The sequence below is a fragment of the Algoriella xinjiangensis genome (assembly GCF_900115015.1).
Lineage (GTDB): Bacteria > Bacteroidota > Bacteroidia > Flavobacteriales > Weeksellaceae > Empedobacter > Empedobacter xinjiangensis.
The window spans coordinates 63,497-79,909 of the sequence record NZ_FOUZ01000015.1 but is presented as its reverse complement, the minus strand read 5'-3'; the positions used below and the strand labels follow the sequence as shown (position 1 = coordinate 79,909).

Below are 16,413 nucleotides of genomic sequence, written 5' to 3'. Positions count from 1 at the left end.
ATAACTTATAACTGACAACTAAGAGTTGCGTTAGGGATAGTAGTGGAAATCCTTTGCTGTATAGCAAAGATTGAAACGGATAGCCCGACCGAGCGTGAGATACAATGTTATTATTTTTTATTGGATTTTATAAGTGAGGGAACGCCATAGAAAATATTATGAGAGATTTTAGATTCTTCATTGCGCTCTGAATGACAGATATTTTTTTAAGACTCAAAGCAAATGCTTAAGATTTAATTTTACTCTCTAAATATAAAAAATAAGGCACAAAAAAAGCCCAACTTGATGTTGAGCTTTAAATAGATGAAAGGGTATTTACTCGCCTAAATAAGAAACTGTTTTGATGTCGCCATCTACAGAAACTTTAGTCAAGTTGTATTTTGCTAGATTTTTTATTGATTTATCCCATTTTTTACCGCTTAATGCAGATTGAGATTTCAATTCATTTAAATCGATGTTATCGTTTGCTTTTAATATTGTGATAATTGTGTTTTCTTCTTCTGTTAATTCGTATGCTGGTGCAGTTTTTTCTGGACGCATTTGAGGGAAGAATAAAACTTCTTGAATTGATGGATTGTTTGTTAAAAACATAATCAAACGGTCCATACCAATTCCTAAACCACCTGTTGGAGGCATTCCAAATTCTAAAGCTCTTAAGAAATCTTCGTCGATGAATTCTCCCGCTTCGTCATCACCTTTTGCAGATAATTTTAACTGTTCTTCGAAGCGTTCGCGTTGATCGATCGGATCATTTAATTCTGAATATGAGTTGGCGATTTCTTTACCACAAACCATTAATTCAAAACGCTCTGTTAATTCAGAATTATCACGGTGTTGTTTTGTCAATGGAGACATTTCTTTTGGATAATCTGTAATGAAAGTTGGTTGAATGTAATTTCCTTCACATTTTTCTCCAAAAATTTCATCAATTAATTTTCCTTTACCCATTGTATCATTTACATCGATACCCATTCCTTTAGCAGCTTCAAATAATTCTGCTTCAGATTTACCATCGATATCAAAACCTGTGAAATCAATAATAGCTTGACGCATTGTTACACGTTTGTAAGGTGCTTTAAAGTCGATTTTATGTTCTCCGAATGTAGCTTCTGATGTTCCGTTTACTGCTATTGCACAATGCTCTAATAATTGCTCTGTGAAATCCATCATCCAATTGTAGTCTTTGTAGGCTACATAAATTTCCATTGCTGTAAATTCTGGATTATGCGTACGGTCCATTCCTTCGTTACGGAAGTTTTTAGAAAATTCGTAAACTCCATCAAAACCACCAACAATTAATCTTTTTAAGTATAATTCGTTCGCAATACGTAAATATAACGGAATGTCTAATGCATTGTGATGTGTGATAAATGGACGAGCTGCTGCACCACCTGGTATAGATTGTAAAACAGGTGTTTCTACTTCCATATAACCACGATCGTTAAAGAAATTACGCATCGCTGTAAATAAACGTGTACGTTTTACAAAAATTTCTTTTACTTGTGGATTTACAACCAAATCTACATAACGCATACGGTAACGTAATTCTGGGTCTGTAAAAGCATCAAATACGTGACCTTCTTCATCGGTTTTAACGATTGGTAAAGGACGTAATGTTTTTGATAAAAGTGTTAATTTGGTTACATGAATAGATATTTCGCCAACTTTCGTTGTAAATTCATATCCTTCAATCCCAATAAAATCACCAATATCCATTAATTTTTTGAAGATTGTATTGTATTCAACACCTTCTTCTGATGAAGAAATATCATCTCTTGATACATAAATTTGGATACGTCCTTCGCTATCTTGTAATTCTGCGAAAGAAGCTTTTCCCATTACACGAACACTCATCAATCGTCCGGCAAGCTTAACAACCTTTCCTTCTTCGTATTTTTCCTTTATCTCCTTCGAGTTAGAAGTAACTACGAATTCTTCGGCAGGGTAAGGCTCAACGCCTAAGTCTCTTAATTGTTGTAGTTTTTCTCTACGAATAATTTCTTGTTCAGACAATTGCATAGTGAATATGTTTTATATAAAATGAATGCAAAATTATGAAAAATAATCTTGAAATCCGAAGTTTTTACGATTAATAATTCTAAGAATTATCAGTATTGGTGGGAGTTTTAATCAACTAATTCAAAACGACGTTCTAAAGTGTAATCTGTGTCCTGAAATTTTACTTTTTTAGTTTCGATACTATACGAAATCCAACCATTATCTTTGATACGAGAAGTTGTTTTTACAAAATATTTGATATCATCTTTCAAACGATCTTTCGACGGTTCTTCACTTCCTAATTTCGTTGCCAAATCTTTCAAATAGGTGTACCAAGAATTTGCTAACCATTCTTTATCTGCCTCCTGAAAGCTTCCCATAATATAATTTGTATGAGCCGTACCAACCTCGTTTAACTTGATTGACGTTGTAGCCGGAGTAGGAGAAGTGCTAAACAAATTGTCCATGTAAGATTGATAAACAAAAGGATCGCTGTTTAAAGTAAAATTACTTTTGCCATAAAAATGATGAAATTGACGAATATCTTTGTCAAAAAGTTTTACAATATTTTCCTCATTTGAATAATATTGAATATTCTTTTTGATAATCGCAATTGCTTTCGGATTATCTAAATATTTATTTTCTAAATCTTCTGAAGAAAGTAATAATTGTTTGATGGTTTTATCTAGATTAATGAAACTAAGAAAACGTCCATCTTGATCTATTTTAAAGGAAATCGAAACATTATTGGCTAAGGTAAAAGGATTATTTAAAAATGATTTTGAATTGAATTGTACATTTCTGAAATTCCATTTAATAACCGTTTCATTTTGGTAAATATCTTCAACCTCAATCACAACATTATAGGTATATTGCTCTTGATTAGATATTGTATCGCCTTCTAATTTTATTTCGCTTGTGGTTACATTGTAGCGTTTTACATCTCCAACATTCCAATACGTTTTCGGAAAAACAATGCTATCAGAAGGATTAGTAGCAAAAATTGTATCATTTTTTACAATTGGCGCCAAACTATCTTGTGCATTATTTTGCGCAAATATTTTTATCGAAAATAATAGAAAAAGGAAATAATATGTAAATTTTACTTTCATTAAAATGTAATCAATCAAAGTCAAAAATAAAGGAAATTATTCTAAATAGAATCCGTTTTTAGTAAAAAATAAAAGTTTAATCATTTAATAATTTGATGCTTAAATGATTAACTGTTTTTTTAGAACCTATGTTTAAACTAAAGAAATAATCAGATTTTAGTAAAATTGAGTTTATATCGTACGTGTTTTCATACGAAACTTTTAACTGTACAGTTTCCGAATATTTTTTAATTTCTTTTTTTACTTGATCTTGAGATAAATTTAATTTCGCATCATTCAACATATAATACGCCATTTCTTCCCATAATTTTTCGAAATCATCTTTACTCAAATTTTGGTCAGAAGCTACTGTATAAGTACCTTTTTCTTTATTTAAATCTTTTATATAAGTAGTAGTTGTAGATGAAATAGGAAAACCAAAAATATTATCTTGAACAGATTTTCCTTCGTATTTTTCTCCGAATTGTAAAAATTGTCCATTAAAATAATTAAAAACATGCACCTCTTGTTCAAAAACATACGGAACATAAGTTTTTGATTTTATCATCTCTTCAATGTAAGCAATATTACCTTTATATTCTTCAGACTTTTTGCGTTGTTTGGCTAATTTGTCTGTAATATCAAGTAATTTTTCTTCAATTTGTGGAACATTCAAAAGTTCTAAAAATTCTCCCGAAGAATTTGTCGTAAACAAATATTTTAATCCTTCGGAATTATTAATAAAATCACGGTAAAATGCATCAGGATCATTTGATTCATTTTTACCATTTATAAATTCAAATTTATTTACAAATTCATTTTTATCAACCAATTCTATTGTTTTTGTAGATTGGTTCACAACATTCATCGTTGTGTCGTTTACAGAAATCGAGACGTTACGATCTGTAAATGAATAGTTATAAACTTTATTCAGTTCTAAGTTAGGTTTTACCTGAACAGATTTATCTTCAAAATTTACCTGAGCAAAAATCGCAGGAGAACATAGAAGAATCAAGGTAAATAGGCTTGTTTTCATTCTCTCTAAAAGTTGTGCAAATATAGACTGATTATTGAATATCTACGTTATTTATTGAACGAATCATTGTGTCAATTGGCTTAGTTTCTGAAATTTCTTTTTCCATTAACGTTCCACCAATTTCTTTCAGCTTTTTAACTTGCGGAATAAAGCGATTTTCTAATGATCCGATAGCTTTGTTATAGCTTTGCGTAGCTTGATTAAGATTGTGACCAACCGTTGCAAAATGTTGAATCAAAACATTTACACGATTGTACAATTCTATCCCAGCATCACGCATTTGATAAATATTTTCGGCAACATTTAATTGCTGCCAACTAAATGCTATTGTGCGTAGCATTGTAATTAAAGTAGTTGGTGTTGCAATAATTATCCTATTGTTTAATGCATCTTCTATCAAAGTTCGGTCCATTTCTAGTGCAGCACCAAAAGAACTTTCAATTTGTAAATACATCACAACATAATCTGGTGCTTCGGTATACTGATTCCAATAAGCTTTTGAACTTAAATTCTTTAAATGTTCGCGAACCGCTTTTGCATGCATTTGTAAATGATGTTGACGCAAATCTTGATCTTCCGTCTCAAAAGCTTTCATATATTGATTTAAAGGAACTTTAGAATCGATGATAACTTTTCTTTTTCCAGGTAGATTAACAATTAAATCGGGGCGAAGCATTCCGTTTTCTGATTGAACAGAAGTTTGTTCCTCAAAATCGCAAAACGGCGACATACCTGCAAATTCTACCACACGACGCAAACCAATTTCTCCGTATTTACCTCGTGTATGCGAAGTTTTAAGTGCAGAAACCAATGTATTTGTTTCCTTTTGCAGTTTGTCTGTTGTGCCACGCATGGCGTCAAGAAAAACTTTAATTTCGGTATAAGCACCTTCTCGCGCTTTTTCTATTTCCGAAATTTTACCATCAAATTTATTCAAACTTTCATTCAAAGGTTTAATTAATGAATCGATGGCTTGTTGTCTTTTTTCTAAATCATTTTTAGAATCAGAAAAATGTTTATCTAATGTTGTTTTTGCTAAATCAAGAAATTGTTCGTTATTACTTTTTAAAACTTGAGCAGATAAAGATTCAAATTGTTCTTTCAATCGTCCATTTGTTTCAAGCATATACGATTTTTGTTCCTCAACGGCTTTCATTGTTTCTTGATGACGAACACTTAATTCCGTATTTTTTTCACGTTCTTTTTGCCATTGATCCATATTAAAATTTGCATCATCTTTTATTTCTAAAAAATCATTTTTTAATGTATCATATTGTTTTTGAAGTTCCTGAAATTTTATTTCATTTTCTATAATACTAGAATTTGCTTTCGATTTTGCATATAAAAAACTAATCGCAGCACCAACTATAAAAAAGATGATGGCTGTAAGTATGATTGCACTATTCATAATTTGATTATATATGAGACAAAGAAACGATTTTATACGACAAAAGGTGGCGCTTTAATAAAATAAAAATATCTTTAAAACAATTATATTTATTTATATTTGAATAAATATTTTTTAAAAAAAAAACTTATGAAAAAACTTATTTATTTTTTAATGGTAACTGTTTTTACTTTCTCATCTTGTAGCAACGATGATGATTCTGGGAGTATTGAGAATCCAAAAAATTCTTATTTAAAAGTGACGATTGATGGGGTAGAAAAAACATTTAATTCAATAGTTGTTAATAAAAAGAAAGATGAATTCGAAGTAGATGTATTAGAAGTAACAGCAAGTATTAATAACGAATCATCTGAAAAAATAACTTTTAGCCTGAAAGATGGACAAATTGGTAGTGATGCTATTTCTGGGTATGGTTGGTTTATGTATATTTATAATAATAAAAGTTATCAAGAAGAAAGTTTTTCACACATCATTTCGAAAAATTCTGATAATAAAATAGAAGGAACTTTCAATGGAAAAATGCACTGGTATAATAATGATACACATAATTATGAATATAAAGTGTTTACAAAAGGAGAACTTAAAATTAATTACTAAATTTATTTCTTACTAAAATATCAAAAAGGATTTACTCTCGTAAATCCTTTTTTTATATAGAACCTCTCGGATCTTCTCTTAAATTATTATCTGTTTCAAAAATTGAGTTTTTGATGTATTCTGCACTTTGATTTAAAATCGGTAAAATTTTACTGTTGTCTTTCGTTTCTTTAAATCCAATTTCTAAAACTGGATCAATGTAATATAAAACACTCGAGCATAGTAAAAGGTATAAAACCAATCCTAAAGCTGCACCACCCAATCTGTTCATAAAGCCTAAACCAACAGCTTCTACTGTTTTTTGTGTAAGGCTTGATGCGAGTTTGATGGTGAAAAATGCAATTCCGAATGTTAAAACTAAAGCAACTAAAGATGTTAAACCATCTGCAACAATATTGTAGGCATCGACAAATACTTCGACTGCTTGGTAAAATTTAAAACTTAACCAAATCGCCACAAAAAATCCGACTAAACCGATTAATTGTGAAATAAAACCTTTAAAAAATCCATTAATAACGCCAAAAGCGATTGCAATTAATATCAGAATATCAAGTTGATTAAAATCTGACATTATGCGTTTTGTAATTGATGTTTTGCAGCAATTTTTTTCAAAGTACTAATTAAAATATCAATATCTTCTTTTGTTGTTTCGTATGAAAAAGAAACGCGTAAAGGTGTCATTTGATCAATTTCTTCGTCAGTATATAACGTAGACATTACCAACGAAACTTTTGCTGCACCAGAACTACAGGCACTTCCTTGAGAAACTGCAATACCAGCTAATTCTAATTCGAAACCAATTAAACTATCGTGAAAAGGTAATTTGATGCTTAATAATGCATATAAACTTTTCTCTAAATCTTCTGATAATCCATTAAAAGCAACACCAGGAATGGCTTCTTTTAATTGGTCAATCGTATATTGTTTAATTTCTTTGATATGAGAAATGTGTGCATCTAATTCGTCTAAAGCTAAATCTAATGATTTTGAAAGACCAACAATTCCGTACACATTTTCTGTTCCAGAACGTAAACCTCTTTCTTGTCCACCACCCGAAATTAAAGGTTTGATGTGTGTTGCTTTTTTTGCATATAAAAAACCAGCACCTTTTGGTCCGTGAATTTTATGTGCGGAACATGAAGCAAAATCTACACCTAAATCTTTTAAATCTAAATCGTAATGTCCTACTGTTTGTACGGTGTCTGTGTGAAATAACGTGTTATTTTCTTGGCAAATTTTAGCAATATGTTTTACATCTGTCAAATTTCCAATTTCGTTATTGGCATGCATCAAAGAAACTAATGTTTTTTTAGATTGATCTTTGATTAATTCCTCTAATTGATCATAATCAATGTTTCCATCTTTTAAGATATTTAGACGAATAACATCAACTTTTTCACGTTTTTCTAAATCTTTTACACTTTCTAATACACATTTATGCTCTAAATCTGTTGTAATGATACGCGTAACGTCTAAATCATTTACACAAGAACGTATAATCGTATTATTAGATTCTGTACCACAAGAAGTAAAATAAATTTCAGCAGAAGTTACATTTAAACGTTGAGCTATATTTTTCCTTGATAATTCGATTAACGCCTTTGCTTCTCTACCAAAAACATGTGTAGAAGAAGGATTTCCATAAACGTTTTTCATTACGTTTGCCATTTCGTCAACAACTTCTGGACGAATAGCAGTCGTTGCCGCATTATCTAAATATACTCTTTGCATAATTTTTTTATTTTAACCTAATTTATCGATTTCTGGTTTTGAATAAACAAATTTAAGTAAAATGAAATGATTTTGGAAGTATAATCTATTTAAAACGCATTAAGTCCGACGAAAGAAATCGCCATTCGGGTGTAAGTATAATACCTTCAGCGGCTTCGTGCCATGGTGAGATGTAATCGTTGCTTGGATTTGTGATGATTTGTATGTCTTGACTTGGGTAATAAGTTTGTGCAAGAATGTATAACTTATTTCCTTTATTGTCTGTAGACATATCCATTACAATAACGGCGTGACTTTTTGTTGCGCCTTTTTGAAATAAAACATCACCAATTTGTAAATCTTTAAACGGAATAGGTTCCAAAAGATATTTTATGGTTGATGGATTTGAGTTTTCTAAATAATAGGTTAGATATTCTTTAAACTTTTTATAGGAATAATCGCCATTTATGTATTTTGTGTAAGGAATTGGATTGGTTGGTATTTTAGCTAAAGCATCTAATTTATCGTATTTTTTTGCTTGAAAAAAATATTCGGCTCTAAGGCTAATTACACCATTTTCGTTAAACTGAATATTTTTTGTAGGTTGTTCTAAATCTAAAACACCTACATAAATATTTGGATTTGGTTTTGCTTGTCCGTTGTATGTGTAAACGGGAACATTATCATTTTTTAGAGAAATATTGTTTAACCAACGCCCAAAATCAGTTAAATTTTGTTTTCGAGTATAATTAAGTGGTGTATCAAATTTCGCGAAAATTTTTAATTCTTTTTTATGAATTAAATGATCCAATCCAATATTTTGAATTGATTCATCGTTTAAAGAATTTTTTGCGATATGTGTATTACAAGAGCTAAAGAGAATGGTTGATATAATAATTGTAAAAATCGTTTTCATTGTAATACGTAGTTCTCTTCTTAATCTTCTTGCGTTAATAATTTAATTTGATCGCGTAATTCTGCGGCTTTTATAAAATCAAGATTTTTCGCAGATTTCTCCATTTCTTTCTGCAATTTTTGTACCAATTTATCTTTATCTTCTGTCGAATAATTTTCTTTAATTTCGGCAGCATTATTCAGAATACTCTTTTGTTCGTAAGGATTTTCTTCAAAATTTGCTGCAGCCATACTTAGTTTTGTAATTTTTTTATTTAATGCAGTTGGCACCATTCCGTGATCTTTGTTGTATTGCATTTGTATTTCGCGACGACGATTTGTTTCATCAATCGTTTTTTGCATACTATCTGTCACTCTATCACCATACATTATTGCTAAGCCATTTATGTTACGCGCTGCACGACCAACGGTTTGCGTTAACGAACGATGACTTCTTAAAAAACCTTCTTTATCGGCATCTAAAATTGCAACCAAAGAAACTTCGGGTAAATCTAAACCTTCTCGCAATAAATTAACTCCAACCAAAACATCAAAAAGACCAGTTCGTAAATCAGCCATAATCTGAACACGCTCTAACGTATCAACATCTGAATGAATATAACGACAACGAATACCGTATTTTGTTAGATATTTTGTCAATTCTTCGGCCATTCTTTTGGTTAAAGTTGTTACCAAAACACGTTCGTCCAATTCTACACGTTTGTGTATTTCTTCCATCAAATTATCCACTTGATTTTGAGTCGGACGAACCTCAATTACAGGATCCAATAAACCAGTTGGGCGAATAACTTGTTCTACAACAACACCTTCTGTTTTCTCTAATTCGTAATTTGCAGGCGTTGCAGAAACATAAATAACTTGATTTTGTAAAGCTTCAAATTCTTCAAATTTTAATGGACGATTATCCATTGCAGCCGGAAGTCGGAAACCATATTCAACCAAATTTTCTTTACGCGATCTATCGCCGCCATACATCGCATGAACTTGAGAAACGGTTACGTGAGATTCATCAATTACCATCAAAAAATCTTCGGGAAAATAATCTAACAAACAGAAAGGACGTGTTCCAGGCTCGCGACCATCCAAATATCTCGAATAGTTTTCGATTCCCGAACAATAACCCAATTCCTTAATCATTTCCAAGTCAAATTCTGTGCGCTCTTGCAAACGTTTTGCTTCTAAACCTTTTCCTATTTCTCTAAAATAATCAACTTGTTTTCCTAAATCGAGCTGAATATCTTCAATTGCACCATTCAAAGTGTCTTTAGAAGTCACAAAAAGATTTGCAGGATAGATATTAATTTTATCTAATTTTGAAGTTGTTTTACCAGAATCTACATTAAAAACTGAGATTTCTTCGATTTCATCTCCAAAGAAATTTACGCGAATTCCATCATCAGCATAAGCAGGAAAAATATCCAACGTATCGCCTTTTATTCTGAAATTACCACGCTGAAATAAACCTTCTGTTCGAGAATACAAAGCTTGAACTAATTTATGCAGAAAAGCAGTTCTCGAAATAATTTGACCAGTTTCTATCTGAATGACATTTTTATGAAACTCATTTGGATTTCCAATACCATATAAACATGAAACTGAAGCAACCACCAAAATATCGCGACGCCCAGAAAGTAGGGAAGAAGTTGTACTTAAACGTAATTTTTCTATCTCTTCATTAATTGATAAATCTTTCTCGATATAAGTTCCTGACGACGGTATGTAGGCTTCTGGTTGATAATAATCGTAATAAGAAACAAAATACTCGACTGCGTTATTCGGAAAAAATTCTTTAAATTCCATAAACAACTGCGCTGCCAAAGTTTTGTTATGCGCCAAAACCAACGTAGGACGCTGCACATCTTGTACAACATTAGCAATTGTAAATGTTTTTCCAGAACCAGTAACACCTAAAAGTGTTTGATATTTATCATTTTGATGAATACCTTTTGTTAATTCTTCGATTGCTTTTGGCTGATCTCCGGTCGGACTAAATTCAGAATGTAATTGAAACTGCATTATACAAAAATACAAAAAATCATCGAAATTGAATAGGGATTAATGTTTGTGATTTTTATAAGAAGTTGATAAAAAATAAAAAGGCGACATTAAGTCACCTTTTCATCAAAACCACAAAAAAATGAGAAAACTGTTTACTTAGTAAACAAACTTCCTTCCATTATTACAAGCTATTGCTCGCTATAACCACTGCAAATATAAGTCGGTTTTCTGTGCGTGCACAATAATTTGTAATACTTTGTTTTATTGGTGTCGATAAAAGATATCTATAATGTTGTTAAAGTGTCTGATTACAACGTTTTCGTTGAATTGGAGATTTTTTATAGTGTCGATTTTACACTAGCGAATTTTCGCTAAATTCCATAAACTTTCTAATTCAGAAATGGTCAAATCCTTCAAATTCTGATTCTTTTCTTTGGCTAAATCTTCTAAAATTTGAAAACGTTTAATAAATTTTTTGTTTGATCGTTCTAGTGCATCTTCTGCATTTATACCATTAAAACGTCCGTAGTTTATCAAAGAGAATAAAATATCGCCAAATTCCATTTCCTTTTCGGTTGGATTTTGTTCTTCTTTAAACTCATTAATTTCTTCGGTAATTTTATCAAAAACTTGATCGGAATTTTCAAATTCAAAGCCAACACCTTTTACTTTGTCTTGAATTCGATAGGCTTTTACCATTGCAGGTAATGAAGTAGGAACGCCAGAAAGAACAGATTTGTTGCCTTCTTTTAGTTTTATTTGTTCCCAATTTTCTAGTACTTCTTTTTCAGAAGTTACTTTGACATCGCCATAAATGTGCGGATGACGGTGAATTAGTTTTTCGCAAATGCTGTTTAAAACATCTGCTACATCAAATTGATTTTGCTCGGATGCTATTTTAGAATAAAAAACTAGGTGAAGAAAAACATCACCTAGTTCTTTTTTTATTTCATCCGAATCTTTTTCGATGATGGCATCCGAAAGCTCGTAAATTTCTTCGATAGACAACGTACGCAACGTATCCATTGTTTGTTTACGATCCCAAGGACATTTTTCACGTAATTCATCCATTATATCTAGCAATCTTTCAAATGCTTTTAATTGATCTTTACGTGTATTCATCATTTATTTTTCTTCAGAACCTTCGTCTTTTTTAGTTGCTTTTTTAGCAGCTGTTTTTTTAGCAGGTTTAGCATCTGCGTCTTTATCAGCAGCTTTTTTAGCTGGTGCTTTCTTCTTAGGTTTTTCTTCTACCTCTTTTACTTCAGCAACAACTTCAGCTTCTACATTTGTATTTTCTACTTGTGCTTGTTGTGCAGCCATTGCAGCTTCTACAGCAGCTAAATCAATGTTTAATAATCCGTTTTTATGTAAGATATTATACCATTGGAATAATTTTTTCAAATCAGAATCGTAAACTCTTGAATCGTCATATTCTGGTAAAATTTCTTCCATGTATTTACGTAACTCCGTACCAGAAACTTTATGATCGATAGTTTCTCCTCCGTTTTCTTTTTTGTAAATTCTGAAGAAAACTTCTGCTAAAGGAAATTCTTGCGAAATACCATAAATCGCAACATTGTCTAATAAACTAACATTGTAGTTAGATGCGATTGAGACTTTTTTACCTTTTTCTAAATCCTCAACAACAAAACCACCTCTTGTTTGAGAAATTAAACGGTATAATCCTGGTTTTCCTGAAATTGCGATAACTCTTGATAAATCCATATTCTAAATTATGTTTAAGGGTCTATGAAGGGAATTTCATTTTGTAACTCGTGTTTACCTTCCCTTTTGTTATATTTTTTAATTTATTACTTATTAGTTTCTTTTTGAAGCTGGAAATATAATCAATAAATAGCTTTCCATCCAAATGATCGTATTCGTGTTGAATAACACGAGCGCGAATATCCGAAAAAGTTTCGGTATGTTTTACCCAATTTTCATCAAAATATTCTAAAGTTACAGATTCTGGTCGTGTAACATCTTCATGAATATGAGGAATACTTAAACAACCTTCTGTAAAAGCCCATTCGTCACCTTCTGAGCTTCCAATTTTTTTAGGATTGATAAAAACACGTTTAAAATCTTTTAATTCGTCTTTTACATCATCATAATCTTCATCTTCTTCGAAAGGCGAACAATCAACAATAAATAAACGTATATCTTTTCCGATTTGAGGTGCCGCAATACCAACTCCACTAGAGTCGTACATTGTATCGAACATATTCTCAATCAGTTCTTGTAAATTTTTATAATCTTGATCTATTTCGTGTGAAACTTTACGTAAAACTGGGTCTCCGTAAGCTACAACTGGTAATACCATTTTTGATCTTTTTTAATTAATTTATCGGCAAAGATACAATTTGTTATAGTTTATGCGATAAAAATGATTGCAAAATTATAACAGCACTCACTTTATCAACCATTCCTTTTTCTTGTCTTTTTTTCTTTTTCATGCCACCTTCAAACATTGCGCGCGATGCCATTTTTGAGGTAAACATTTCATTTTCACGATGAATTTTTATTGTAGGAAACTCATTTTCAAACTTTTTAAGAAAAGGAAGAATTTGATTTTCTATTTCATTTAATTCGCCCGAAAATCGAACAGATAATCCTACAACAAGGTCAGAAACGTTTTCTTTGGCAATATATTGCTTCAAAAAATCCATTAATTTTGACGTTTCTACCGTATCCAAAGGCGATGCAATTATTTGTAATTGATCTGTAACAGCAATACCTGTTCTTTTTCCTCCGTAATCTAAAGCTAAAATTCTCGACATGCAGCAAATTTATAAAAACGATTCAATAATAAGAAATCTCTATCAAAAGCCGTCATATTAATTTTTATATTTGTGGCAATTATTAATAAAGATGGAGAATTTAAGACAAATTATAGAAAAAGCTTGGGACAATAGAGAGTTGTTGCAAGAAGAAGCTACGCAAACTGCGATTCGCGAAGTAATTGAATTAATTGATAACGGACAATTACGTTGTGCAGAACCAGTTGCTGATGGTTGGCAAGTAAACGAATGGGTAAAAAAAGCAGTTGTAATGTATTTCCCTATTCAGAAAATGGAAACTTTAGAAGCAGGAATTTTTGAATACCATGACAAAATGGAATTGAAAAGAAATTATGCTGAAAAAGGAATTCGTGTTGTACCAAATGCTGTTGCTCGTTATGGTGCTTATATTTCTTCGGGTGTTATTTTAATGCCTTCTTATGTAAATATTGGTGCGTATGTAGACGAAGGTACAATGGTTGATACTTGGGCTACTGTAGGTTCTTGTGCACAAATTGGTAAAAACGTACATTTATCTGGTGGTGTTGGTATTGGTGGTGTTTTAGAGCCATTGCAAGCTGCTCCAGTTATTATCGAGGATAATGCATTTATTGGTTCTCGTTGTATTGTTGTAGAAGGTGTTCGTGTTGGTAAAGAAGCAGTTTTAGGAGCAAATGTTGTTTTAACAGGATCAACTAAAATTATTGATGTTACGGGAGAAACTCCAGTAGAAATCAAAGGATATGTACCAGAACGTTCTGTTGTTATTCCAGGTTCTTACACAAAGAAATTCCCAGCAGGAGATTTTCAAGTTCCTTGTGCATTAATCATCGGAAAGCGAAAAGCAAGTACAGATTTAAAAACTTCATTAAATGATGCTTTACGTGAGCACAATGTTGCGGTTTAATTAAATATAAAATTTTTGATATAAAATCCTTACAAGCGTAAGGATTTTTTTATTTGTCTATAAACCATAATAATTTATTAGTTTTGCCGAATTAACAAATTAATATGAACTCTGCTAAAAATACATTAACTCTTTTTTTACAAAGATTATTCTTAACGTTATTATTTTATCAAGGCATAAGAATTGGTTTTTACTTTTATAATCAATCTTTTTTTACAGATATTGATTACTCCGTTTTTTTAGGAGGCTTATTATTTGATTTATCTGTTATTGGTTATGTCAATTTATTATTTGCTATTTTACATTTATATCCTTCTAAAATACAAGAGAATAAACGTTATCAGAAAATACTTTTTTATACTTTTTTTATTGCCAACGGAATTTTTATGTGTTTAAATTTTGTAGACTATGAATATTTTAGATTTGTAGGTAGAAGAAGTTCATTTAGCATGATAACAGCCGAAGGAATGAGTAATGAAATAGGAGGATTAATACAATCTTATTTTGTAGATTATTGGCAAATACCTCTTTTAATAGGTGTTACACTTTTGTTTTATTATTTTTTATTAAAGACAATAAAGTTTCAATCCATCAAAAAAACACCAATTAGTTATTCAATTTTATCCTTATTAGGAGTTGTTTTAATCTTATTTTTGATGGGAAGAGGAGTAGGACGAAAGCCTATAAGTGTTGTAGATGCATCTAATTATGGACCGATAGGTACAAGTGCATTAGTTTTAAATACACCTTTTATGGTAATGAAAACATTGAATAAAAAAGAAAGTTTAAAAGAAATAAAATATTTTAAAGACGAAGAAGCAGAACGTATATTTTCTCCAATACAATCATTTTCTCATCAAAAGCCAAACAAAAAAAATGTTGTAGTCATAATTTTAGAAAGTTTTGGACGAGAAAATATTCAGAGAGGACAAACACCATTTTTAGATTCATTAATTACAAAAAGTTACTTTTTTGAAAATGGTTTTGCAAATGGTAAACTATCAATTGATGCGGTACCATCTACAATTTCTAGTATACCAAGTTTAATGAATAAAAGTTTAATTTCTTCTAATTATTCTTTAAATAATATCAATGGTTTACCTAAAATTTTAAAAGAAAATGGTTACGCTACTTCTTTTTTTCATGGAGCTTTTAATGGTAGTCAGAATTTTGATCAATATGCCAATGTAGCAGGATTTGATCAATATTATGGTAAAAATGAGTACGAAGGACCAGCTTCTTTTGATGGAAAATGGGGAGTTTTTGATGAAGATTTTTTACAATTTTTCTCAAAAAAGTTAACCACTTTTAAACAACCTTTTTTCTCTACATTATTTACAATTTCGTCGCATGCACCTTTTATAATACCAGAAAAATATAAAGGTAAATTTCCGAAAGGCACAACCGAAATACATGAATCTATTGCTTACTCGGATCACGCTTTAAAGAAATTTTTTGAAGCTGCTAAAAAAACACCTTGGTATAACAATACAATTTTTGTGTTAACTGCAGATCATACTTCGTCAACAGGAGAAGAATCAATTTATAAAAATAATGTCGGAAAATTTAGAATTCCAATCTTATTTTTTGCACCAAATGATGAAAAAATGGTTTATAAATCAACAAAAAACTTTCAACAAATAGATATTTTGCCAAGTTTGATAGATTATTTACAATTAAATACCAAGATTCTTACGTATGGAAAGTCATATCAATCAGATAAAGATTTTGTAGTTAATTATATTGATAATTTATACAATTTAGAAATTGGAGATTATTATTTAGCATTTGACGGAACAAAATCTTTGGGATTATTTAATTGGAAAGCTGATCCATTATTGAAAAATAATTTGATTAATAAAGAATTAAAAATAAAAAATGAAATGGAAAAGTTTTTAAAAGCGTATATTCAATCATTTAATCATAGAATGAGTCAAAATAAACTAACATTAACATCAAAATAGTATAAT

General features: G+C 30.6%; 15 protein-coding genes. 3 read left to right on the top strand and 12 right to left on the bottom strand.

Annotated features, from left to right (window positions below):
• Nucleotides 1-315 precede the first annotated feature (315 nt).
• From lysS to BM072_RS13740, 4 genes are all read right to left on the bottom strand, one after another.
• Nucleotides 316-2,019 (bottom strand): lysine--tRNA ligase, encoded by a 1,704-nt coding sequence (lysS, locus tag BM072_RS13755; RefSeq protein ID WP_092909618.1) that lies wholly within the window; start codon nt 2,017-2,019, stop codon nt 316-318.
• A 107-nt stretch (nt 2,020-2,126) separates the two neighbouring features.
• Entirely contained in the window at nt 2,127-3,110 is a 984-nt protein-coding gene (locus tag BM072_RS13750) for a hypothetical protein (RefSeq protein WP_092909613.1), read from the bottom strand.
• 76 nt (nt 3,111-3,186) lie between these two features.
• Nucleotides 3,187-4,125 (bottom strand): hypothetical protein, encoded by a 939-nt coding sequence (locus tag BM072_RS13745; protein ID WP_092909610.1) that lies wholly within the window; start codon nt 4,123-4,125, stop codon nt 3,187-3,189.
• 31 nt (nt 4,126-4,156) lie between these two features.
• Entirely contained in the window at nt 4,157-5,533 is a 1,377-nt protein-coding gene (locus BM072_RS13740) for a DNA recombination protein RmuC (protein ID WP_092909607.1), read from the bottom strand.
• 129 nt (nt 5,534-5,662) lie between these two features.
• On the opposite strand from BM072_RS13740, the gene BM072_RS13735 reads away from it, so the two are divergent.
• Nucleotides 5,663-6,130, top strand: a complete 468-nt coding sequence (locus BM072_RS13735) for a hypothetical protein (RefSeq protein WP_092909605.1) — start codon at nt 5,663-5,665, stop codon at nt 6,128-6,130.
• A gap of 52 nt (nt 6,131-6,182) precedes the next feature.
• On the opposite strand, the gene BM072_RS13730 is transcribed toward BM072_RS13735, so the two are convergent.
• The 8 genes from BM072_RS13730 to ruvX all read right to left on the bottom strand — a co-directional run bounded on the left by BM072_RS13730 (nt 6,183) and on the right by ruvX (nt 13,536).
• The gene (locus tag BM072_RS13730) at nt 6,183-6,701 is read right to left on the bottom strand and encodes a CvpA family protein (protein ID WP_092909603.1); all 519 of its coding nucleotides are present in this window, start codon (nt 6,699-6,701) and stop codon (nt 6,183-6,185) included.
• A complete protein-coding gene (locus tag BM072_RS13725; protein WP_092909601.1) occupies nt 6,701-7,861 on the bottom strand; it encodes a cysteine desulfurase family protein in 1,161 nt (386 codons plus the stop codon). The genes BM072_RS13730 and BM072_RS13725 overlap by 1 nt, the downstream gene beginning before the upstream one ends.
• Nucleotides 7,862-7,946: 85 nt before the next feature.
• Nucleotides 7,947-8,756: a DUF4846 domain-containing protein gene (locus tag BM072_RS13720; protein ID WP_092909597.1), complete on the bottom strand. Its 810-nt coding sequence runs from the start codon at nt 8,754-8,756 to the stop codon at nt 7,947-7,949.
• Between the two features lie 20 nt (nt 8,757-8,776).
• Nucleotides 8,777-10,771: an excinuclease ABC subunit UvrB gene (gene uvrB / locus BM072_RS13715; RefSeq protein WP_092909594.1), complete on the bottom strand. Its 1,995-nt coding sequence runs from the start codon at nt 10,769-10,771 to the stop codon at nt 8,777-8,779.
• Between the two features lie 339 nt (nt 10,772-11,110).
• Nucleotides 11,111-11,875, bottom strand: coding sequence for a nucleoside triphosphate pyrophosphohydrolase (mazG, locus tag BM072_RS13710; RefSeq protein ID WP_092909641.1), 765 nt, complete (start codon nt 11,873-11,875; stop codon nt 11,111-11,113).
• 3 nt (nt 11,876-11,878) lie between these two features.
• On the bottom strand, nt 11,879-12,481 hold the full coding sequence (locus tag BM072_RS13705) for a DUF5606 family protein (RefSeq protein WP_092909592.1): 603 nt from the start codon (nt 12,479-12,481) through the stop codon (nt 11,879-11,881).
• Nucleotides 12,482-12,503: 22 nt separating this feature from the next.
• Nucleotides 12,504-13,079, bottom strand: a complete 576-nt coding sequence (gene def / locus BM072_RS13700; RefSeq protein ID WP_092909590.1) for a peptide deformylase — start codon at nt 13,077-13,079, stop codon at nt 12,504-12,506.
• A 43-nt stretch (nt 13,080-13,122) separates the two neighbouring features.
• On the bottom strand, nt 13,123-13,536 hold the full coding sequence (ruvX, locus tag BM072_RS13695) for a Holliday junction resolvase RuvX (RefSeq protein ID WP_092909588.1): 414 nt from the start codon (nt 13,534-13,536) through the stop codon (nt 13,123-13,125).
• A 91-nt stretch (nt 13,537-13,627) separates the two neighbouring features.
• Between ruvX and BM072_RS13690 the strand changes: the two genes are divergently transcribed.
• Nucleotides 13,628-14,443, top strand: coding sequence for a 2,3,4,5-tetrahydropyridine-2,6-dicarboxylate N-succinyltransferase (locus BM072_RS13690; RefSeq protein ID WP_092909586.1), 816 nt, complete (start codon nt 13,628-13,630; stop codon nt 14,441-14,443).
• 104 nt (nt 14,444-14,547) lie between these two features.
• A complete protein-coding gene (locus tag BM072_RS13685; RefSeq protein WP_092909584.1) occupies nt 14,548-16,407 on the top strand; it encodes an LTA synthase family protein in 1,860 nt (619 codons plus the stop codon).
• The last annotated feature ends 6 nt before the right edge of the window (nt 16,408-16,413 follow it).